The sequence below is a fragment of the Cupriavidus sp. GW822-FHT03E04 genome, from assembly GCF_058801495.1.
In genome coordinates, this window is record NZ_JBXANI010000007.1 from 100,067 (window position 1) to 121,083 (window position 21,017).

The 21,017-nt window shown below is 65.8% G+C and carries 20 protein-coding genes; 9 read left to right on the forward strand and 11 right to left on the reverse strand.

Annotated elements, in window-relative coordinates; translation table 11 throughout:
* Positions 1–104: 104 nt before the first annotated feature.
* On the reverse strand, positions 105–1,259 hold the full coding sequence (locus AC1RQC_RS11410; protein ID WP_492370594.1) for an MFS transporter: 1,155 nt from the start codon (positions 1,257–1,259) through the stop codon (positions 105–107).
* Positions 1,260–1,572: 313 nt separating this feature from the next.
* Between AC1RQC_RS11410 and AC1RQC_RS11415 the strand changes: the two genes are divergently transcribed.
* From AC1RQC_RS11415 to AC1RQC_RS11430, 4 genes are all read left to right on the forward strand, one after another.
* On the forward strand, positions 1,573–1,869 hold the full coding sequence (locus AC1RQC_RS11415) for an ArsR/SmtB family transcription factor (protein WP_174427524.1): 297 nt from the start codon (positions 1,573–1,575) through the stop codon (positions 1,867–1,869).
* A 72-nt stretch (positions 1,870–1,941) separates the two neighbouring features.
* Complete coding sequence (locus tag AC1RQC_RS11420) at positions 1,942–2,997, forward strand: alkene reductase (RefSeq protein ID WP_174427523.1); 1,056 nt, start codon at positions 1,942–1,944, stop codon at positions 2,995–2,997.
* A gap of 161 nt (positions 2,998–3,158) precedes the next feature.
* Positions 3,159–4,169 carry an AraC family transcriptional regulator gene (locus AC1RQC_RS11425; RefSeq protein ID WP_492883364.1) on the forward strand — a complete coding sequence of 337 codons (1,011 nt, stop codon included), beginning with the start codon at positions 3,159–3,161 and terminating at the stop codon, positions 4,167–4,169.
* A 111-nt stretch (positions 4,170–4,280) separates the two neighbouring features.
* Positions 4,281–5,618, forward strand: a complete 1,338-nt coding sequence (locus AC1RQC_RS11430; protein ID WP_492883366.1) for an FG-GAP repeat domain-containing protein — start codon at positions 4,281–4,283, stop codon at positions 5,616–5,618.
* 122 nt (positions 5,619–5,740) lie between these two features.
* Here AC1RQC_RS11430 and AC1RQC_RS11435 read toward each other — a convergent pair whose 3' ends face one another.
* Together AC1RQC_RS11435 and AC1RQC_RS11440 are read right to left on the reverse strand one after the other, a co-directional pair.
* Positions 5,741–6,250, reverse strand: coding sequence for a hypothetical protein (locus AC1RQC_RS11435; protein ID WP_492883368.1), 510 nt, complete (start codon positions 6,248–6,250; stop codon positions 5,741–5,743).
* A gap of 408 nt (positions 6,251–6,658) precedes the next feature.
* Positions 6,659–7,624: a tripartite tricarboxylate transporter substrate binding protein gene (locus AC1RQC_RS11440; RefSeq protein WP_492883370.1), complete on the reverse strand. Its 966-nt coding sequence runs from the start codon at positions 7,622–7,624 to the stop codon at positions 6,659–6,661.
* 216 nt (positions 7,625–7,840) lie between these two features.
* Between AC1RQC_RS11440 and AC1RQC_RS11445 the strand changes: the two genes are divergently transcribed.
* A complete protein-coding gene (locus tag AC1RQC_RS11445) occupies positions 7,841–8,662 on the forward strand; it encodes a class II aldolase/adducin family protein (RefSeq protein WP_492883372.1) in 822 nt (273 codons plus the stop codon).
* 60 nt (positions 8,663–8,722) lie between these two features.
* Here the strand turns inward: AC1RQC_RS11445 and AC1RQC_RS11450 are convergent, their stop codons facing one another.
* The 3 genes from AC1RQC_RS11450 to AC1RQC_RS11460 all read right to left on the reverse strand — a co-directional run bounded on the left by AC1RQC_RS11450 (position 8,723) and on the right by AC1RQC_RS11460 (position 11,129).
* The gene (locus tag AC1RQC_RS11450) at positions 8,723–9,379 is read right to left on the reverse strand and encodes a methionine ABC transporter permease (RefSeq protein ID WP_150984309.1); all 657 of its coding nucleotides are present in this window, start codon (positions 9,377–9,379) and stop codon (positions 8,723–8,725) included.
* Positions 9,360–10,253 carry a methionine ABC transporter ATP-binding protein gene (locus AC1RQC_RS11455; protein WP_492808212.1) on the reverse strand — a complete coding sequence of 298 codons (894 nt, stop codon included), beginning with the start codon at positions 10,251–10,253 and terminating at the stop codon, positions 9,360–9,362. The genes AC1RQC_RS11450 and AC1RQC_RS11455 overlap by 20 nt, the downstream gene beginning before the upstream one ends.
* A 63-nt stretch (positions 10,254–10,316) precedes the next feature.
* Entirely contained in the window at positions 10,317–11,129 is an 813-nt protein-coding gene (locus tag AC1RQC_RS11460; protein ID WP_492883374.1) for a MetQ/NlpA family ABC transporter substrate-binding protein, read from the reverse strand.
* 292 nt (positions 11,130–11,421) lie between these two features.
* On the opposite strand from AC1RQC_RS11460, the gene AC1RQC_RS11465 reads away from it, so the two are divergent.
* Both AC1RQC_RS11465 and AC1RQC_RS11470 read left to right on the forward strand, forming a co-directional pair.
* Entirely contained in the window at positions 11,422–12,441 is a 1,020-nt protein-coding gene (locus AC1RQC_RS11465) for a succinylglutamate desuccinylase/aspartoacylase family protein (protein WP_492370467.1), read from the forward strand.
* Between the two features lie 74 nt (positions 12,442–12,515).
* Positions 12,516–13,358, forward strand: coding sequence for a transporter substrate-binding domain-containing protein (locus AC1RQC_RS11470; protein WP_492808216.1), 843 nt, complete (start codon positions 12,516–12,518; stop codon positions 13,356–13,358).
* 124 nt (positions 13,359–13,482) lie between these two features.
* Here AC1RQC_RS11470 and AC1RQC_RS11475 read toward each other — a convergent pair whose 3' ends face one another.
* From AC1RQC_RS11475 to AC1RQC_RS11485, 3 genes are all read right to left on the reverse strand, one after another.
* Positions 13,483–14,640, reverse strand: coding sequence for an ABC transporter substrate-binding protein (locus tag AC1RQC_RS11475; RefSeq protein WP_492883516.1), 1,158 nt, complete (start codon positions 14,638–14,640; stop codon positions 13,483–13,485).
* 84 nt (positions 14,641–14,724) lie between these two features.
* Positions 14,725–15,690 (reverse strand): PDR/VanB family oxidoreductase, encoded by a 966-nt coding sequence (locus AC1RQC_RS11480; protein ID WP_492883376.1) that lies wholly within the window; start codon positions 15,688–15,690, stop codon positions 14,725–14,727.
* Positions 15,691–15,696: 6 nt separating this feature from the next.
* Positions 15,697–16,734 (reverse strand): aromatic ring-hydroxylating dioxygenase subunit alpha, encoded by a 1,038-nt coding sequence (locus AC1RQC_RS11485; RefSeq protein ID WP_492883378.1) that lies wholly within the window; start codon positions 16,732–16,734, stop codon positions 15,697–15,699.
* 290 nt (positions 16,735–17,024) lie between these two features.
* On the opposite strand from AC1RQC_RS11485, the gene AC1RQC_RS11490 reads away from it, so the two are divergent.
* Complete coding sequence (locus tag AC1RQC_RS11490) at positions 17,025–18,020, forward strand: LysR family transcriptional regulator (RefSeq protein ID WP_492883380.1); 996 nt, start codon at positions 17,025–17,027, stop codon at positions 18,018–18,020.
* Positions 18,021–18,027: 7 nt separating this feature from the next.
* On the opposite strand, the gene AC1RQC_RS11495 is transcribed toward AC1RQC_RS11490, so the two are convergent.
* Positions 18,028–18,900: an IclR family transcriptional regulator gene (locus AC1RQC_RS11495; RefSeq protein ID WP_492883382.1), complete on the reverse strand. Its 873-nt coding sequence runs from the start codon at positions 18,898–18,900 to the stop codon at positions 18,028–18,030.
* Between the two features lie 11 nt (positions 18,901–18,911).
* On the reverse strand, positions 18,912–19,739 hold the full coding sequence (locus AC1RQC_RS11500; RefSeq protein ID WP_492883384.1) for an IclR family transcriptional regulator: 828 nt from the start codon (positions 19,737–19,739) through the stop codon (positions 18,912–18,914).
* Positions 19,740–20,041: 302 nt separating this feature from the next.
* On the opposite strand from AC1RQC_RS11500, the gene AC1RQC_RS11505 reads away from it, so the two are divergent.
* Positions 20,042–21,001, forward strand: a complete 960-nt coding sequence (locus AC1RQC_RS11505) for an MBL fold metallo-hydrolase (protein WP_492370475.1) — start codon at positions 20,042–20,044, stop codon at positions 20,999–21,001.
* Positions 21,002–21,017 lie beyond the last annotated feature (16 nt).

Here is a 21,017-nt window from a genome sequence, read left to right on the forward strand (position 1 = left end):
CGCTGGCGGACGGGATTTGGTTGACGTGGATTCACCCGATATCCAGCCTGAACCAGTAAGCAAAATGAAAGTTCCCGCCGCTTTATCGCAGCTTTATCACCGCGTTACCGGCGTAAGGTCACACCCCAGAATACCAGCGCGGCCGCGCTGATCGCCGCGCCCAGCATGCAAACGCCGGACCATCCTGCGCGCGCATAGACATGCGTCGAGGCGATGGACCCGGCACCGCTGCCGAGCGCATAGAACAACATGTAGCAGCCCACCAGCCGGCTGTGCGCTTCCGGCCGCACCCGAAACACCATGCTCTGGTTGGTGACATGGATGGCCTGCCCGGCCAGGTCCAGCACGATGATGCCCGCCACCAGTAGCCACAGCGACTCCGGCGCAAAAGCCAGCGGCGCCCAGCACGCCACCAGCAGCACCAGCGCGATGCCGGTGGTCCACTGTCCCAGCCCGCGATCCGCGAGGCGCCCGGCACGCGCGGCCGCCAGCGCGCCCACGGCGCCAACCAGCCCAAAGGCACCGATAGCGGTATGCGACATCGAATACGGCGGCGCGCTCAGCGGCAGCACCAGCGCGGTCCAGAACACGCTGAACGCGGCGAACATCAGCATGGCGAGCACGCCACGGACCTGCAGCGCGCGCTCCTGCGCCAGCAGCATGAACATCGACGCGAGCAGGCTGATGTAGCGCATCTTCACCGGCGCGCTGGCCTGCCGCGGCAAACGGCGCGCCAGTAGCGCGATCATCAGCAACGCCAGCACGCCCGAGACCACGTACACCGCGCGCCAGCCGGCTAGATCCGCCAGCGCGCCCGCCATAGCCCGCGCCATCAGCAAGCCGATCACCACGCCGCCCTGCGCGGCGCCCACCACGCGCCCGCGCTCGGCCGGCGCGGCGAGCGTGGCCGCGAACGCAATCAGTCCCTGGGTCATCGCCGTGCCCAGCAGACCCACGGCGAGCATGCCTGCCAGCAATGCCGTGCGCGTCGAAGCCGCCGCCACAAGCGCCAGGGCGACGGCGAGCAACAGCAACTGCAACAGGATCAGGCGGCGCCGGTCCACCAGGTCGCCCACCGGCACCAGCAGCAGCAGCGCCAGCGCGCAGCCCACCTGCGTGGCCGTGACGACGATGCCGACCGAGCCATAGCCGAAGCCGAACTCGCGCGCCATCGCATCCAGCAAGGGCTGCGCGTAGTAGACGTTGGCCACGCTGAGCCCACACGCCAATGCGAACAGCCAGACCAGCGACGACGGCATGGCAGACGGCGCGTCCGAGGTCTGCGCCAACGGTGCGGTGGCCAGGGTGGCGGCGGTGGCTGGGTTAGGCGTCATCATGGATCCATTTGGTTTTATAAAGAAACTGAACGGAGTCTAAATCACATTGGTTTCTTTAAGCAACCAGATAGAAATAACCATACGTCGAGTAGGCACTACCAGGTGGCGCAAAGACCACTCCAGCAGAGCCGCGACGTATATCGTATAGTCACGATATTAATTTTGTGAGAAGCGGATATATGTTTCGCCAAAACGCGAAACAGCCCGCGCCTCCGATACCGGACAAACCCACGCAATGGACATCGACGCCATCCACAAGGCCCTGGCCAATCCCGTACGGCGCAGCATCCTCGCCTGGCTGAAAGCCCCGCAGGAGAATTTCGCCGTGCAGGACTATCCGCTCGAGCTGGGCGTCTGCGCGGGCCTGATCGACGCGCGCACCGGACTGTCGCAATCCACCGTGTCGGCACATCTCGCCACGTTGCAACGCGCCGGGCTGGTGACTTCCAAGCGGGTTGGCCAATGGATTTTTTTCAAGCGTGACGAGCAGACCATCCAGGCCTTTCTCGATCACATGCACAGCGATCTTTGATACCCGCGGCGCGCGAGCGCCTACTTACGCACCCACGGTGCGCCACTCTCCTCGACACCCAGACAAACTGACATGACCTCTCTCTTCGACCCCATCCGCATCGGCGACCTCGACCTCCCCAACCGCGTCATCATGGCGCCGCTGACGCGCTCGCGCGCAGTGGGCGGCGGCCGCGTGCCCAACGCCCTGATGGCCGAGTACTACGTGCAGCGCGCCTCCGCAGGCCTGATCCTCAGCGAAGCCACTTCTGTCACCCCGCAAGGCGTGGGCTATGCCGACACCCCGGGCATCTGGTCCGACGAGCAAGTCGCTGGCTGGAAGGTGGTGACCGATGCCGTGCACGCCGCCGGCGGCCGCATCTTCCTGCAGCTGTGGCACGTGGGCCGTATTTCCGATCCGGTCTTCCTGGACGGCGAACTACCGGTGGCGCCCAGCGCCATTGCCGCCGCGGGCAATGTCAGCCTGGTGCGCCCCAAGCGCGCGTTTGTCACGCCGCGCGCGCTGGAAACCGATGAAATCCCCGGCATCGTCGCGGCCTACCGCCACGGCGCCGAGAATGCCAAGGCCGCCGGCTTCGACGGCGTGGAAGTGCACGGCGCCAACGGCTACCTGCTCGACCAGTTCCTGCAGGACAGCACCAACAAGCGCACCGACGCCTACGGCGGCTCGCTCGAAAACCGCGCCCGCCTGCTGCTGGAAGTGACCGACGCCTGCATCGACGTGTGGGGCGCATCGCGCGTGGGCGTTCACCTGGCACCGCGTGCCGATGCGCACGACATGGGCGACTCGGACCTGCCGGCCACCTTCGGCTACGTGGCGCGCGAACTCGGCAAGCGCGGCATTGCCTTCATCTGCTCACGTGAAGCGCTGGGCGAGCCCCGCCTCGGCCCCGCGCTGAAGAAGGCATTTGGCGGCACCTATATCGCCAACGAGAAGATGACCAAGGAAACCGCCGAGCACGTGCTGCAAGCCGGTGAAGCCGACGCGGTGGCCTTTGGCCAGCTGTTCATCGCCAACCCGGACCTGCCGCGCCGCCTGCAGATCGACGCGCCGCTGAACGCGCCGCAGCCGGAGACTTACTACCACTCGGGCGCAGAAGGATATATCGACTACCCCGCGCTTGCCTGAGCACGGCTGCCGGCCCGCGCTGGCTTGCATGAGCGCGCGCGGCCGGGCGAACTGGTCGATTAGTCGAACGGTTGAACGGTTGAACGCCCCGCCCAGCGCGGGGCGTTTTCCGTTGGTCGGGACGGTTTGCGCTTGTCGCCGTCATGCCATAATCCGCAGCCATGGCACCCACCGACCAAGCAGAAGGCCCGCAGTCAGACCCATCGCAACTGCGCATCCATCGCGCGGAGTACACGCGGCGCATGAACCGCGTGCTCGACTATATCGACCAGCATCTGGACACACCGCTCGACCTGGCCCAACTGGCGGACGTCGCGAACTTTTCCCGCTTCCATTTTCATCGCTTGTTCGCGGCCTGGATGGGCGAGACGCTGGGCGACTACGCACGCCGGCGCCGGCTCGAGTCCGCCGCATTTCAGCTGGCTTGCAAATCCGGCACCTCGGTGCTGGAAATCGCACTAGCCACCGGATTCGGCTCCGGCGAGGCATTCGCGCGCGCCTTCAAGCTCAAGTTTGGCTGCACGCCCTCTGCCTGGCGCGCCGGCGCAGCCGAACACCGGGCCACGCAGGCCGCGGCGGCGCGCGCGCGCCTGGCCAACCGCCATAGCAATCCGGATCAGGTCCTGCGCAATGCCGATCAGGTGGATGGCGGTGCTTTCATCGACCATGGCCTCTCCTGCCAAACAGATGGAGAGAGCAATATGGAAGTCCGCGTCATCGATCTACCCGAAGCACGTGTCGCCTACCAACGCCACATCGGCCCCTACGGTCCGGCGATCGGCACCTTCTGGCGTGAAGCCGTCGCGCCATGGATGCACGCCAACGGCCTGGCCGGGCAAACGTGTTACGGCATCGGGCACGACGCCCCCGGCATCACGCCGCCGGACAAGTGCCGCTACGACGCCTGCGTGGAGATACCTGAGACCTTCCAGCCCAGCGGCCAGGCCAGCATCTCCGTCCTGCCGGGCGGACGTTACGCCGTGGCGCAATTCAGCGGCGCCCCTGCCACCATCGCCCAGGCATGGACCTGGCTGACCCGGGAATGGCTGCCGTCCAGCGGTCTGCAATGCGACGAGCGCCCGTGCTTCGAGCGGTTCTCGGCAGTGTCGGCGCTGGACGCGCGAACGGGCTCACTGACTTGCGAGCTGTGTATTCCCGTGCGTGCGCTATAGCGCGGGGGCGAACAGCGCGGCGCACCGGATTTTTTCTATACTGAATCCATCGAGTGCGCCTCCGCGGAGTGGCCATCGCCTTCATGGCGGGCCGGGGGCCGCGAGTGCAAGATGAAGAACAAGAAGTACGCGATGATCAACAATCTGTTTCCCCGCGTATACATGGCTTCACGCCATTACGTGGCGAGGAGCGCAAGGCCGCTGGCATTGGTCGCCCTGACCTTGGCCATCCAGGGCTGTGGAGGTGGAGGGGACGGTGGCGGTGGCGGTGGCGGTAACGTCATCCCCGCATTTGTCTCACCCGCCAACGTGGTCATCAGCGATGTCAATCAGGATGGCGCGCCCGATCTGGTGGTGTCAGCCGCCATCGTTCACTCTGCTCCCCCGCACCCGGGATTTGTCGCCGTTCTGACGCAGAATCCACTGTTGCCGGGTACTTTCACAGCTAGCGTGCGCTTCGGCGCGGAATTCGATCCCTCAGGACTGGCGCTCGGGGACCTCGGCGGCAATGGCGGGAAAGACATCGTCCTGGGAAGCCAGAACACCAAGGCCGGTATGCTGCTTCCCAATAACTTCGTCATTCTCAGGCACGACCCGAGCCATCCCGGCTCGTTCCTCAGCCCACAACTAGTGCCAATCGGAACGCACGTCATCAACGATGTGGCCATCGGCGATGTCAACGGTGACGGCAGACCCGATATCGTCGTGACGGCGACTCCGGCATCAGCCGGTCCGACGGTTCTGGTTTTCACGCAGAGCGCGACGCAGCCCGGCACGTTCGTGTTGTCCCAGTCGATCATGACTGCCACAGGTTCCGGGGCAATTGCCCTCGCCGACCTGAACGGCGATGGCCGTCTGGACATCGCGGTAACGGCTGCCGTGGACAACGCTCCTGGTAAGGTGCTGGTCTTTATGCAGGATGGCGTCACCCCTGGAACCTTCCTGCCGGCGACGGAGTATGTGGTTGGACTCCAACCGACGGCCATCGCGATTGGTGACCTGAACGGCGACGGCAAGCCGGATCTGGCCGTGGCTAACCAAGGCGCCGGCGACGGGTCGAGCCCCAGTATGTCCGTGCTGCTTCAGGACGCCGCATCGCCTGGGCGATTCTTGAACGCGGTCAGCTACCCGTCCGCCCATGCGCCGATGGCCATTGCCATTAGCGATATCGACGGCGACGGCAAGCCGGATATCGTCACGGCGAATGCGAGTGGCGCCCCGCCGTTCAATGGGAGCGTACAAATCTACTTCCAGGGCCAAACACGCGGGGCGTTCAGCAATCCAGTCAGGATCGGGAATTTCCAAGGCGCCAACACAATGGCCGTGGGCGACCTCAATGGCGACAAGGCACCGGATATCGTTGTGGACGACGGCGAGGGCATCGCCATCCTGTTCCAGAACGCGCAACAGCGTGGCCAATTCCTGCCTGCCGTGCACCTTGCTCTCTGATGGGTGCGGTGAGAGAGGCGGTCAACGACGACTGCTGCAACGGATCGCAGAGCCGATGCCGATTGCACGCTTCGACCGTCGCTGGACAACGTCGAAAACCGGGGGCATCAGCAGTTGCAGCATCACTTGCGCCGCCGGCCGCCTCCAAGCGAATCAACGATGATCATCGTGCGGTCCAGTACGCCCTGGTCGTCGAAGTAGGCACTAAAGTGGGCAGGCTGATAGCCATTCGCATAGAGCCGGTACGACCATGCCTCGCGCTTCATGAGCGGGTAGTACTGGACAGGCTCGCGCGGCAGGCCGAAGCGCTCGGCCACGTCGCGCTTGGTCCAGACCCCCGGCTTTGCCTCGTAGATCTCCTTCTCGGTCAACATCTGGCGGAAGTTGACGAGCTTTCCGTTCCCGTCGAAATCCGCGGCGTAGACCTCATATCCCAAGGGCTGGTGCGAATAGATCCACCGGCTGGTACCGTCGGCGAGCTGATGGGTCTCCGTGGGCGCGCCAAAGGCCTCGCGCACGGAGCTTGCCGGGCTGCCTATCATTTTCTGCGCAGTCTGGAGGGGTTGCAGGGACGCACAGGCAGACAGCGCAACCGCGGTGCCGGCCAGCCACTTGGCGAAACGATTTTGCATGACCATTCTCCACTGCAGAAAGGTGCAGTTCCTTTCGGCCGGCATACCGATCGGGCCGCCCGTCCGCCTCGATTGGCTAAGTCGGGCTGACGGCGCCCGCCAGCGATGCGAATGTGGCAAGCACAAGTTCGGCGATCGCGTGCCCACGGGTGGCCCGGAACCAGAGTGGCAAATCGCACACGATGCATCCACCGCAGAAGAACTGTGGCCCGGTTAAGTAAACGCTTGGCGTCCAGGATTTATTCCATTGCACGCCGCCGCAAATGGCGAAGGGGCGGTTGGCAGTCTTTCCCCTCCCTCCACAAACGCCCTGGTCGAGCCCAGGGCAGATTTCCGGCACGAAGGCGAGGGCGAGGGCGCTCACCAGCGCCTTGCGCAGGTCAAGCCCGGGTGCCCGCCTCTACGTGCTCAGTCCGCCTGCGCGCCCGAGCGTTTCACCACCGCGCCCCACTTCTGGATCTCGCTGTCGACGAACTTGCCGGTTTCCTCCGGGCTCATCGGCATCGGCTCCGAGCCGCGGTCGGTGATGAACTTCGACAGCTCGGGCGACTGCAGCGCCTTCACCGTTTCCGCGTTGAGCTGGCTCACGAGCGCGGGTGGCAGGCCCTTGGGCGCCATCAGGATGGCCCAGCCCAGCGCTTCGAAGCCGGGAACGCCTTGCTCGCGCACCGTGGGCACCGACGGCAGCTGCGGCGTGCGCTTGGCCACCGTGACCGCCAGCGGCACGGCCTTCTTCGACTGGATCAGGGGCAGCGCCGCCGTCACCGAATCCACCATCAGCGGGATCTGGTTGCCGAGAAAGTCGGACTGCGCCGGGCCGCTGCCCTTGTAGGGGATGTGCACCATGAAGATGCCCACCTGGGCCTTGAGCATTTCGGCCGACAGATGCTGGGTCCCCCCCACGCCCGCGCTGGCGTAGCTGTATTTGCCTGGCGCGGCCTTGGCCTTGGCGATCAGGTCGCGCAGCGAGACGATGCCGGAAGCCGGCGTGGCGAGGAACACCAGCGGCACTGAGAACACGCCGGAGATCGGCTGGAGATCCTGGCGCGGGTTGTAGTTCAGCTTCTTGTACAGCGTCTGGTTGATTGCCATCGCGCTGCCGGCCATCACCAGGGTGTAGCCATCGGGCGCGGCATGGGAGGCGATCTCCATGCCGAGGTTGCTGCCCGCCCCGGCACGATTGTCCACCACCACCGGCTGGCCAAGCTGCTTGCCCAGCCGCTCGGCCAGCGCGCGCGCAAAGATGTCGGTGGCCTGCCCCGGCGGGAAGGGCACGATCAGCTTGATGGGCCGCTCGGGATAAGCGGCGTGGGCGAAGGTGGCGGCCATCGTCAATGCTGCTGCGACGGCGATGAGGGCAAAGGGCTGCTTCAAGGGGCTCTCCTGCTTTATTGGTTTTATGTGCTGTGCTAGGTGCGTGCATGATGCGCGGTGCATCGGCACGACCGCGCAGGGGGAATTCTACGGGATGGCGCATCGCCGCCGCGTTGCTGCATATCGCCCGTGCATTTCCATATGCCGATTGCGGCGTTGGCAAGCCCGAGAGGCAGCCGTATGATATTCCGCTCCCCCCTTCTTCCGGAGCGCCGCATGAACGCCGTCACCGAACCGCTGCTTGCCTTGTCGGACCCGAGCCTCTCCCTCCCCTCCCTGCACTTCCCCGCCGTCCAGACCGAGGTCTCGCCCGCCGAGTGGGCCGTGCGCGTGGAGCTGGCGGCGGCCTACCGGCTGGCGGCGCAGTTCCGCTGGACCGATCACATCTACACGCACTTCTCCGCGCGCGTGCCGGGCCCGGATGCGCATTTCCTGATCAACGCCTATGGCCTGACCTTCGAAGAGATCACCGCGTCCAACCTGGTCAAGGTCGATATCGATGGCGAAATCCTGCGCGACGACACCGGCCTTGGCATCAACCCGGCCGGCTACGTGATCCATAGCGCCATCCACGCCGCGCGCCACGACGTGGGCTGCGTGCTCCATACCCACACCGCCGCCGGCATCGGCGTGTCGGCACAGCGCGATGGCCTGCTGATGATTTCGCAGCACGCCATGCGCTTCTTCGACAGGGTGGCCTATCACGACTACGAAGGCATCGCCATCGACCTGGACGAACGCTCCCGGCTGGTGGCGGACCTAGGCGAGCGCGACATCTTCATCCTGCGCAACCACGGCCTGCTGACCTGCGCGCCCACCATTGCGCAAGCCTTCCAGGAACTGCATATGCTGGAGCGCGCCTGCGTGGCGCAGCTGGCCGCGCAATCCGGCGGCGCGCCCCTGGTGATCGCGCCGGATGCCGTGGCGCGCAAGGTGGCGGAGCTGGTGGTGAGCAATGCCGGCGGCCCCGTCACGCGCAAGCACTGGGCCGCCCTGCTGCGGCAGCTCGATCGCAGCGATCCGTCGTATCGCCAGTGACCGGCAGTCGTCCCCAGTAACCGTCAGTACGGCGGTAACGACACGCGCTCCGTGGCCGGCTCAGCGCCGGTGGTCGAAGCGCCGCGCCAGCCGCTCGCCGCCGAACTGCACCAGCGTGACCAGCGCGACCAGGATCACGATCACGTTGAACATCACCGCGGTCTCGTAACGCTCGTAGCCGTAGCGGATGGCCAGGTCGCCCAGGCCGCCGGCGCCCACCGCGCCGGCCATGGCCGACGAGCCGATCATGGCGATCACGCTGACGGTTGCGCCGCCAACGATGCCGGGCAGCGCTTCGGGCAGCAGCACGTGGCGCACGATGTGCCAGCGCCGGCAGCCCATGGCGCGCGCGGCCTCGATCAGGCCCGGATCGATCTCGTTCAGGCTGACCTGCGCAATGCGCGCAAAGAAGGGAATCAGGTGCACGCTCAGCGGCACCACCGCCGCCCACGTGCCCATGGTGGTGCCGACGATCAGCCGCGTCACGGGCAGCATCGCCACCAGCAGGATGATGAACGGGATCGAGCGGAAGGTGTTGACCAGCGCCGACAGCGTACGGTGCAGCCGCGGACGCGGGCGCAAGCCGCCCGGCGCGCTCAACGTCAGCACGATGGCCAGCGCCATGCCGCACACGAACACCACCAGGCAGGCGGCGCTCACCATCAGCAAGGTCTCGCCCAGCGCCTTCACGTACTTGTCAGCCATTGGCGGGAACATAAGCCTGTATCTCGATATTGGCGCGCGCACGCGCGTACGACGCGTTGGCCGCATTGGCGGCATGCATGGCATTGGCAAACTCGCCGCCGGCCGGCACTGGCAAATCCAGCCGCAGCGGGCGCAGCAGCGCCAGCGTGGCGGCGGCCTGCGGCTCGGCAAACACCTGCCACACCGTGCCTAGTTCCACCGCACGGCCTTGATCGAGCACCAGCACGCGGTCGCAAGCCTGGCGGATCACCGCCATGTCGTGCGTGATCAGCACCACGGTCAGTCCAAGCGTGCGGTTGATATCCCGCAGCAGGGCCAGGATCGATTCGGTGGTCTCCGGGTCCAGCGCCGAGGTAGCCTCGTCGCACAGCAGGATCTCCGGGCGGTGCACCAGCGCGCGCGCAATGCCCACGCGCTGCTTCTGCCCGCCGGACAGCGTGGCCGGATAAACCTGCGCCTTGTCGGCCAGGCCCACCAGTTCCAGCAACGCCATCACGCGCGGCACAATCTCCGCGCGCGGCACGCCGGCCACGCGCAACGGCAAGGCCACGTTCTCGAACACGGTCTTGGCCGACAGTAAATTGAAATGCTGGAAGATCATGCCAATGCGCCGGCGCAGCGCCACCAGGCCATCTTCATCCAGCGTGCCCACGTCCACGCCATCCACGCGCACCCGCCCAGCGCTGGGGCGCTCCAGCATGTTGATGGTGCGCAACAGCGTGGACTTGCCCGCGCCGCTACGCCCGATGATGCCGAAGACCTCCGCGCGCGCCACCGTGAACGACACTTCCTGCAAAGCGGCCGCGGGCGCGCCCGGGTAGTGCTTGCCAAGCTGCTCGAAGACGATGTGCGGCGGACTTGATTGCAGCGGGGGCGCCTGTGACACGATGAAAATCCTCCGGGAACGACATGAACAGCATGAACAGCGTGAACAACGACATCCACCACATCAGAACGCCGGGATCACCGAGCCCTGGTACTTGGTCAGGATGAACTTGCGCACCTCGTCCGACTGGTACGCCTTGATCAGCGGTGCCACCCACGGCGCGGCCTTGTCACGCTCGCGCACGGCGATCACGTTGACGTACGGGTTGTGCTCCTTCTTCTCCACCGCAATGCCATCGCGCGTGGCAATCAGCCCGGCCTGGTAGGCAAAGGTGTTGACCACGGCGGCGGCATCCACGTCCGGCAGCGAGCGCGCCAGCACCACCGAGGCGCTTTCCACCAGGTCCAGCTTCTTCGGGTTGGCGGTGATATCGCCCAGCGCGGCCGTGCCGGTGTACGGGTCGAAGCCCTCGCGCAGCTTGATCAGCCCATGATCGCGCAGGATCACCAGCGCCCGGGTCTGGTTGCTCGGATCATTGGGAATGCCCAGCCGCGCGCCCTGCGGCAGCGACTCCAGCGACTTGTATTTGCGCGAGTAAAAGGCGATCGGCGAGATCAGCGTATCCGCCACCGCCACGATCTTGTAGCCGCGCTGGTTGATCTGGTCACGCAGGAACGGCTTGTGCTGGAACGCGTTGGCGTCGAGATCGCCATTGTTCAGCGCCTCGTTGGGGCTGGCGGTGCCGGTAATCACGATCGGCTCCACGTTGAGGCCCTGCTTCCTGGCCACCTTGGTCACCACTTCCCATATCTCTTCGTCCACGCCGCCGCGCACGCCGACCTTGATGGGCTTGTCGGCGGCCAGCGCCGGGGCCGCGCCGATGGCGAGCGCCGTCGTGGCGGCGAGGACCGTGGAGAAAATTGCACGCAGGTTCATAAGCCGTTCACCTTGAAGACGTTGCTGGCATTGATTGAGCTGGCGAGATGCCAGGCAACCAGTCTAGGTAAGCGACGGCATGCCGGTCCAAGAATAAAACCGCAGTAGCAAATCCGGAAAACCTGCCAGCATGGCAGCCGTGGCGACCGGAAGTCAAAGCGTGCGCGCGCCGTACGCATATCCATGCGCCGAATTGTTCCTTCCGCACGCCGGGCCGGCTGCGTACAGTGACGTGTTTCCGTACGCCGCGCGAGCTGCACGGCTCGCGCGGCCATCACCCGAAGGCTTCTCCATGGCTTCCTCCCCGGGGCACGCGCCCGCCTCCCCCATCCACAGCGAAGTCGATTTCGGCGCGCCGGGCAAGCACACCGGCTACCTGCGCCTGCCGCACTCCGCGCATCGCTCCGCCTATGGCTGGCTGCCCATCCCGATCGCCTCGGTACGCAACGGCGAAGGCCCCGCCGTGCTGGTGATGGCAGGCAACCACGGCGACGAATACGAAGGCCAGATCCTGGTCTCGCGGCTGATCCGCGCGCTCACGCCGGAGATGGTGCAGGGCCAGGTGATCCTGCTGCCGATGGCCAACTATCCGGCCGCGCAAGCGGGCCTGCGCGCATCGCCGCTGGACGGCGGCAATCTCAACCGCAGCTTCCCTGGCGATGCGCGCGGCACGCCGACGCAAGTCATCGCCGACTATATCGAGCGTTCGCTGCTCACGCGCGTGAGCCTGGCTATCGACCTGCACTCCGGCGGCAGTTCACTGCAATACCACGGCGCCACCTTGTTTGCCCAGGCTGCGCAAGACGCTGCCGCCAAGGCGCGACTGCTCGACGCGGTGCATGCCTTCGGCCTGCCGCACACCTTCATCAATGAGGTTCCCAACCCGGTCGGCTTGCTGGCGGCGGCGCGCCGCCAGGGCGTGCTGGCACTACTGACCGAACTCGGTGGCGCGGGCATGGTGGATGCCGTGGCCCTGCAAGATGCGTGGCAAGGCCTGCTGCATCTGCTCGGGCACCTTGGCGTTGTGCGCGGCCCGCTGGTGCCTGCCGCGGCGCCGCACACCACCCGCCTGCTGCGCGTGGACCGGGAGCGCCATTATGTTTACGCGCGGGAAGACGGCATCTTCGAGCCACTGGTGCAGCTTGGCGATCGCGTGGTCGCCGGCCAGCCTGCGGCGCTGCTGCATACGCCGCACAGCCTCGCGCGCGAGCCGGCGATCGCCCGCTTCCCGGCAAGCGGGCAGGTGATCTGCAAGCGCGTGCCCGCGCTCACGCAGCGCGGCGATTGCCTGTTCCAGCTGGCCGACGATTGACAAGCGCTTGCTCCGCACAAGGCGCGCATGCCGGCATCACGCCGTCGCTCTACACCTCACCAGTATGCATTCCCATGTCCAGGCTATCTGACTCACCACGCCGCACCCTCCTTGCGCTAGTGCTCACCACCCTGCTCGGCAGCGCCGCCGCCCACGCCGACCCCACGCTGGATCGCATCCACCAGCGCAATAAAGTCAGCATCGGCGTCATCGTCAACGGCACGGGCGGCTTCGGCTCGATCGATCCGGCCAGCGGCGAGATGATCGGCTTCAACCCGGATCTGGCCAGGCAGATCGCCAGGGACCTGGGCGTGCAAGCCGAACTGGTACCCGTGCTGCCAGCCAACCGCGTACAGTTCCTGCAGCAAGGCAAGGTGGACCTGCTGGTTGCCAGCATGCTGCTCACGCCAGAGCGTGCCACGCAGATGGATTACGCACCCACGCCGTACTATCGCAACGGCGGCACCGCGGTCTTTCTCAAGCGCAGCGGCATCAGGCGCTGGGAGGATCTGCGCGGCAAGCCGGTCTGCCTTTCGCAGGGCAGCAGCTATGCCAAGCCGCTGAGCGCGCAATACGGCGCCGAGCTCAAAGGCTTCAAAGGCATGTCCGAATCGCTGCTGGCGCTGCGCGGCGGCGCCTCATGCGTGGCAGCCGTGCATGAGAGCGTGACACTGAACACGCTGGTGGCGCGCGATCCGGAATGGCGCGACTACGCGGTGCTGCCCGACGAGGTCGATCCCGCCCCGCAGGTGGCCTGGGTGCGCAAGGGCGAGAAAGACACGGCGGCGGCGGTGGACCGCATCATCCAAGACCTGCACCGCTCCGGCCGGCTGATCGAACTGGAGAGCAAGGCCGATCTGCTGCCGCGCTCGCCGCTGCTGGCGCAATTGCACCGCAAGTTCAGCGGCAAGCCTTAGAGGCCGTTTCAAAGAGATTCTGGCGTCGTTGCGCGGCCTTGGCCGTACCGCTTGTACTGTCTGCGCCCGCGCGCCTTGCCAGAACCGCTTCGCTTCATGTTGAAACAGCCACTTTGGCAACGATCTACTTCAGGTATTTCCATACGCCATTCTGGATCTGGACCAGCACCGCGGCCCGCTTGTCGTAGCCAACATGGTCGGTCCGGGACATCGTCGTCACGCCTTGGGTCGTCACGACGCCGCTGGTGCTCTCCAGCGCGTCGCGCAGCGCAATGCGGAACGCCTCGGTGCCCGGTTTGCCCTTGCCAAGGGCGGCGGGAATCGCCGCGCGCAGCACCAGGCCCGCATCCCAGACATTAGCCGAGAAAATCGAGGCTGAGTTAGGGCCGTACGCAGCCTCGTAGCGCTTGACGAAATCCTGCGCCACGGGTCGCATCGGGCTGCCTGGTTCAAGCTGGTCCGCGACCAGCACCGGCCCAACCGCGAAGATTGCGCCCTCCGCATCCTTTCCGGCAACGCGCAGGAAGTCCCGGTTGGCAATGCCGTAGGTCTGGTAGACGCTTCCTTTGTACCCGCGCTCGGTGAGCGTTTTCTGCGGCAGAGCGCCGGGTGTGCCGGATGCGGCGACAAGGACGGCGTCCGGCTTCGCGGCGATGATCTTCAGTGTCTGCGCAACGACGCTGGTGTCCGTGCGGACATAGCGCTCCGTCGCCACAAGCTTGATGCCGGCCTTGTCCGCCAGCGGCTGGAGTGCGGACAGCCACGCGTCGCCATAGGCATCCGAGAAGCCCATGAATGCCAGCGTCTTCGTCCCAGCCTGTTGCATATGGTCAAGCGTGGCGCCGATCATCAGGTTCTCATTCTGGATCGCCTTGAATGCCCACCGTCGTTTCTCGTCCTGCGGCTCGACGATCCTGGCGCTGGCGGCTAGGCTCATCAACGCCACCTTGGTCTCGGCGGCAACGTCGACCAGCGCAATGGTGGACGGCGTAACCGAGGAGCCCATCACCACATCCACCTTGTGTTCATCCACCAGGCGGCGAAAGTTGCGCACGCTGACGCTCGGATCCGAGGTGTCATCGAGGAGGATGAAGTTCAGCTTCTGCCCGGCGACCTCCCTTGGCAGAAGGTCGATCGCGCGCTTTGCCGGCATGCCGAGCGACGCCGCCGGACCGGTCAGCGACAGGGTGACACCGACGTTGATATCGGCACGTGCGGGGGTTGCTGCCAGGCCGGCCATGGCGAGCACGGCAGCCAGTATTGAGCGAATGGGATGGAACATGGTCTTGTCTCCTTGGATGATCGCGGCCATCTGGGTGGCGCGTGTTGTGGTGCTTTTGCCAGGCGGCGGGGCTGCGCGGCGTGCTCAGATGTCCAGTTCCAGCTCGGGAGTCAGCGCCCGGGAAACGCAGATCATGATGGCGGTGTTGGCCTCGCGCTCTGCGTCGCTCAGCACGTAGTCCCTGTGGTCCGCCTTGCCGGACAGCAGGGGCACCTCGCAACTGCGGCACAGCCCCTCGCGGCAGGAGAACGGCAACGGCACGCCATTGTGCTCAAGCGTTTCGAGAATGGTGGAACCGGCGGGCACGGTGAAACGGCCGCCGTGCCGGTGCAGGACAACCGTGAAAGCCTCGTCCGCATCGGCATCGGCATGGGCAGCGGCCTGCCGCGGATCCGCGCTGAAGCGCTCGAAGTGCGTGGCAGCGCGTGGCACACCTGCCGCCTCCGCCTTGGCAGCCACCGCATCCATCAGTGGCGAAGGCCCACAGCAATACACGTGACCGCCCTCGTGCAGCCCGCCAAGAAAGGAGGCAAGATCCGCCAGCGCACCCTGGCTCTCGTCATCGACATGCAGTTGCACCCTTTCCCCGTAGCGCGACAACGTATCCAGGTAGGCCGCGCGCTGGCGCGAGCGCATGCAGTAGAGCAGTTTCCACGGCCGGCCGTTGGCCTCGCACCAACGGATCATGCTGAGAATCGGCGTAATGCCGATGCCGCCGGCGATGAACAGATGCGCCGAGGCAGCCGCGTCGATGCCGAAGAGCGAACGCGGCGCGCTCACGGCGAGCGCGTCGCCCTCCTTGAGTCCTTCGTGGACATACTGCGAGCCCCCGCGCGACGAGGGCGCGAGCCCCACGCCAAGGCAGTAGCGGTCGGTTTCCGCGGAGTCGTTGCACAGCGAGTATTGCCTGACGATATTGCCGGGAAGGTGCACATCGATGTGCGCGCCCGCGGTGAACGCCGGCAAGGCGCCGCCGCAGGGGCGCCGCAGCTCGATGCCGAGTATGCCCTCGGCCTCCGCGGTCACCCTGGATACGATCAGTTCGAGCATGCCGGGCTACCTCTGCGCGGACGCCGCCGCTTCCTCTTCGAGCTTCTGGTTCACCGCCCAACGGAATTGCGAAAGCGCGGCGTCGATGGAAAACGGCATCATCTTGAAGCTGGGCTCAAGCTCAAGGCTTCGCTGCTGCGCCGAGATGATCTCGCGGTCTTCGTCGAACGCGGTGACTACGCTTTGGTGAATCGACGCGGTGACTTCCGGCTTGTCGATGGCAAAGTTGTGCGGATGGGCGAAGAAGTAGTGCGTGGAGTTTTCCGTCTCGGGGGTGATGGCCTGGCAGCCACGGAATTCGGCGGCATCGACGCGCATGCCCGCCGGCGCGCCCGTGCCGGTGGGAGACATGCCGGAATCCATTAACAGGATGGCGGGGATCGTGAAGTTGTAGATGTTCCAGCGATCGACCTTCCCCGGATAATCCTTGACGGCCTTGGCGAAGGCGGGCGCTTCGGTATTGATGGCCCAGCGCGTGATCCGCACGCCGCCCTCGATACGCTCCACCTTGGGCCGCACCGCGGCATAGTCCTCGCTGCCGCCCAAGGTGGTGGGGTGAACGAACGGCAGGTGCGAGAAGTCCAGCAGGTTGTCGCAGATCAGCAGGTAATTCACGTCGTAGTGGATGTAGCCGTCCAGGCTGCGCCATTCCGGATGGTCCAGCCACTGCGTATCCGGGATCAGCGATGGATCGGCATTGTCCGGGTCTCCCATCCAGATCCACACCCAGCGGTGTTGCTCGACGATGGGGAACTTGCGCACCTTGGCCTGCGGCGGAATGCGCTCCTGCGCGGGCGCCTCGATGCATCTACCCGCGCTGTCGAACTTCAGGCCGTGATACATGCAGCGGATGCAATCGCCTTCCCTGCGCCCGACCGACAGCGGCGCGCCACGATGGCAACAGCGATCCTCCAGCGCGACGATGCTGCCGTCTTCCTTGCGGTACATCACGACAGGCACGCCGATGATGGTGCGGGAGAACATGCCTTCGCCAGGGATTTCCTTATCCCAGCCGGCTACATACCAGGTGTTTTTGATGAACATGCGGGGTTCCTTGGAGCGTTCACTTTGCGCCCGGCGCGCAGATTCAGGGCGCACGTTGCCATGCACGCATTGCTTGCAAGCGATGCGTGTCGCGGGCGTTAAAAAAAAGCGGGGAGTCAGGATGGCGGCAATGCGCCTTGCAGGCCGGGACGCAGGTGGCGTCGCGTGCGAGCGTGGGGTGTCATGTCTTGTCTCCAGTGCGGCGACCCATCTCCGGGGTCCTTGACTGCAGAATAGATTTGGAGGAAACATGCGTCAACGTCATCCACCTAATAGCGAGAATGTACGCCATGCATGCAGATGAGCTGGACCTCAACCTCCTTACGGTGTTCGATGCGATGCTGCGCGAGCGCAGCGTGACCAAGGCCGCGCAAGAGCTGGCCCTGACGCAAAGCGCGATGAGCCACGCGTTGAACCGGCTGCGCGCCTTCTTCGACGACCAGTTGTTCGTCAAGACACCAGCAGGCATGATGCCCACGCACAAGGCGCAGGAGCTGACCGAGGCCATTGTGGGCGTGATGGCCACTGTGCGGCAGCAAGTTCTATCGCAGTCCCGCTTCGATCCGCTAGCGGCACGGCGCACGTTCAACCTGTGCATGACCGACATGGGCGAGCTGGTCTTCCTGCCGCCGCTGATCAGCAGGCTGCGCCGCGAGGCACCGCACTGCAAGCTGCGCACGTTGCAGGTTCCACTACAGCAGATCGAGGGCATGCTCAGCACGGGCGAGGCCGACCTGGCTCTGGGATCGATTCGCGCCGCGCCGGAAGGCTTGTTCCAGCAGCGCTTGTTCATGCACTCGTTCGTGACCATCGTGAGCGCGCGCAACCAGGAGGTTGGCGACGCCCTGACGCTCGAGCAGTTCCAGCGCATGCCGCAGATTGTGGTCACGCTGTCCGGGCGCGCCAGCGCGGCGTATGACAGCGCGTTTGACGACCATGGCATCCAGCGCAATATCTACCTGTCGACGCCGCACTTCCTGGTAGTGCCGCTGCTGATGGAGCAGCAGCCGGACCTGATCGCCACGGTACCGCTGGAGCTCGCCAACGTCTTTGCCCGCTACGGCACGGTGCGCGTGATGCAGCCGCCGGTGGCACTGCCGGAATTCGCCATCAAGCAGCATTGGCATCCGCGTTTCCACCATGACCCGGCAATCATCTGGCTGCGCGAGCTGGTGAAGCGGACCTTCGAACACTATCCACGGGTCGACGATGGCGAGGATGAGGCGGCGGCGGCGGCGCCTGCGCCGCAACCCAAGCGGCCCCGGCGCGTGGCAAAAGGAAAGTAAGCGGCGGCTATCCGTTCGCGGCGGCTGCCTCTACCGGCTCCATCGGCTCCATCGGCTCCATCGCGCCGAACCGCCACGACAATCGCCGCGCCGCCTGCAACAGGGTCCCGGCCGTTGCGCTATCCGTACCGCTGTCGAAGCTGCCCGATGTGCCAATCAGGGCGATGACGAGCGCAATGCTGCCGGTGTGGTCGAACACGGCCGCCGCAAGAGTGTCGATGCCGGGCACGGGCCGGCTCAGCGCATTGTCGATCCGCTGCGCGCGGATTTGCGCCAGCCGGGCCGCGTACGCTGGCACAAGCGCTTCGCCCGCGCCGCCGTCCGCTTCGACGACTTCCGATTTCCGTACACCTGCGAGCCGCAGCGCGTCCTGGCCCAGCAGGCCAATCAGCACAGGCTCCGGCAGGTGCGCCGCGAACAGCCGGCCGATCGCCGTATTGACCAGCGACAGCACAGTGCCGACCCGCAGGCTGACGTGCTGCGGCCGCGCGGCTTCCTCCAGGCGGACCACGGTCGGCCCCAGCGGGCCAAGCACTGCCATTGCCACGCTCAGGCTGGTCGCGCCCGCCAGTTCGATCACTTCCGGCTCGGCCTCGCGGGTTGGCGAGAGCCGCTGCAAGGCGATCAGCCCGAGTTCAAGGCCCAGCGAGCCGGACAGGAAATTGCCCGCCGCGTCGCGCGCCAGCAAGCCGATCTTCTGCAGGCTGACCAGATGCGGGAACGCTTTAGCGGGCGGCATGCCGGCCGCGCGTGCAAGGTCGCGCAAGGGCAGCGGCCGCCCGGCCGCGACCAGCGCGGCAAGCAACTGGCCGGTGTTGTCCAGCGACTGGATGCCGCGTTGCGGCTTGGCGGCTTCGCCCAGGATGTCGTCGATTGGCATGGGGGCGGGTGTCATTCGGCTTCGGTAGTGGCGGCGATCGCGTCACGGATGGCGGCGGCGGTGTCTAGCAATGCGACAGCCACGGGGCCGCGCCAGCCCACATCGATGGCGCCGGTCGATCCCACCACGGTCAGCGCCAGGCGCAGCCGCCCGCTGGCGTCCAGCACCGGCACGCACAGACTGCTGACGGCGGGGCTTGGCGCGTCGATGCTGCGCTCGATGCCGCGCTCGCGGATGGCGGCAAGATCCGCAGCGAACGCGGTGGCGTCCACGGCAGGCGTGTCGCCCGCGTGCTGTTGCGCCCAGATCGCCTGCCACTGGCCGGGCGGGAGAAACGCGCAGAACACGCGGCCGGTCGCCGTTGCCGACAGCGACATCACCGTGCCAACGTGCAGGTTCACGTGCAAGGGCGAGCCCGCGTGCGCATAGCGCACGATGGTGGGGCCCTGCGGGCCGTCGGCGCAGATCGCCACACTGAACCCGCACGAGCCAGCCAGCGCGGCCACCAGCGGCACCGCCGCCCGGTAGGCCGGATCGTGATCCAGATACAGCATGCCGAGCTGCAGCGCCAGCGGGCCTGGCTCGTAGCGCCCGGACAGGTGGTCGCGCTTGATCAGGCCAAGCCGCACCAGGCTGACCAGGTAAGTGTGTGCTTGCGCGGGCGCAATCTGCGCGCTGGCCGCAAGCTCGGCCAGGGCCATCGGCGCACGGACATCGGCCAGCGCGCGCAGGAAGCGGCCGCCGACTTCCACGCTCTGGATGCCGCGCTGCGCCTTCTCCTCGCCGCCGGCGTCCGCCATGTGGTCCTCGGATCGCGCTGATCGTGCTGGTCGTGGCATTCGGCCCCCGCTTGAAAACCCAGATAGTAATCGACCCGACGCCATCCACCTGGCGAGACCAAGGGTTTCCCCTCGGATTTCTGCGTCTTGCTTGTGCCTTACCCGCCTCGCCATGCAAGTTAGTCAAAAACAATACGATTTGTTATTGACTAATTTAACTGAGATTCCTAAGATGGCCTTACCCCGATACCGGTGCAGCTATAGAGTGAATACGGGGCGAGACAGTCCCCGCTATGCAGTGATCCGCTCCGGCGCCTGCTGTCTCGTCTTTTCCCCACGCAAGACAAAGAGATGAGGCAAGCATGAGCAAGGCATTCGCATCCCAGGCCGACCTGGAAGCCAAGAAAGTCACCTTCACCCAACTCTCCGAGAACGCGTACGCGTACACCGCCGAGGGCGACCCCAACTCCGGCGTGATCATTGGCGACGACGGCGTGCTGATCGTCGACACCACCGCCACGCCCGCCATGGCGCAAGACCTGATCGCCAGGATCCGCTCGGTGACGGACAAGCCCATCAAGTACGTCGTGCTCTCGCACTACCACGCGGTGCGCGTGCTGGGTGCTTCGGCCTATTTCGCCGAAGGCGCGCAGCAGATCATCGCCAGCCGCGGCACCTACGAGATGATCGTGGAGCGCGGCGAGGCCGACATGAAGTCGGAGATCGAACGCTTCCCGCGCCTGTTCGCCGGCGTGGAAACCGTGCCGGGCCTGACCTGGCCGACGCTGGTGTTCGAGAAAGAAATCACCCTGTACCTCGGCAAGCTCGAAGTGCGCATCGCCCATCTGGGCTCGGGCCACACCAAGGGCGATACCGTGGTCTGGCTGCCGTCGCAGAAGGTGCTGTTCTCCGGCGACCTGGTGGAGTACGACGCGGCCTGCTACTGCGGCGACGCGCAACTCGAGCAATGGCCCGCCACGCTCGACGCCCTGCAGGCGCTGGGCGCCGAGAAGCTCGTCCCCGGCCGCGGCCCGGCCCTGACCAATCCGCAAGAGGTCAAGAAGGGCATCGAGTACACCAAGGATTTCGTCACCACGCTGTTCCAGGCTGGCAAGCAAGCCGTGGTGGACCGCCTGGACCTGAAGAGCGCGATGGCCCATACGCGCAAATCGATGGACCCGAAATTCGGCCACGTCTTCATTTACGAGCACTGCCTGCCGTTCGACGTGTCGCGCGCCTTCGATGAGGCCAGCGGCATCCAGCATCCGCGCATCTGGACCGCGCAGCGCGACAAGGAAATGTGGGCCGCGCTGCAAAACTGAAGGCCAATCGCCGCAT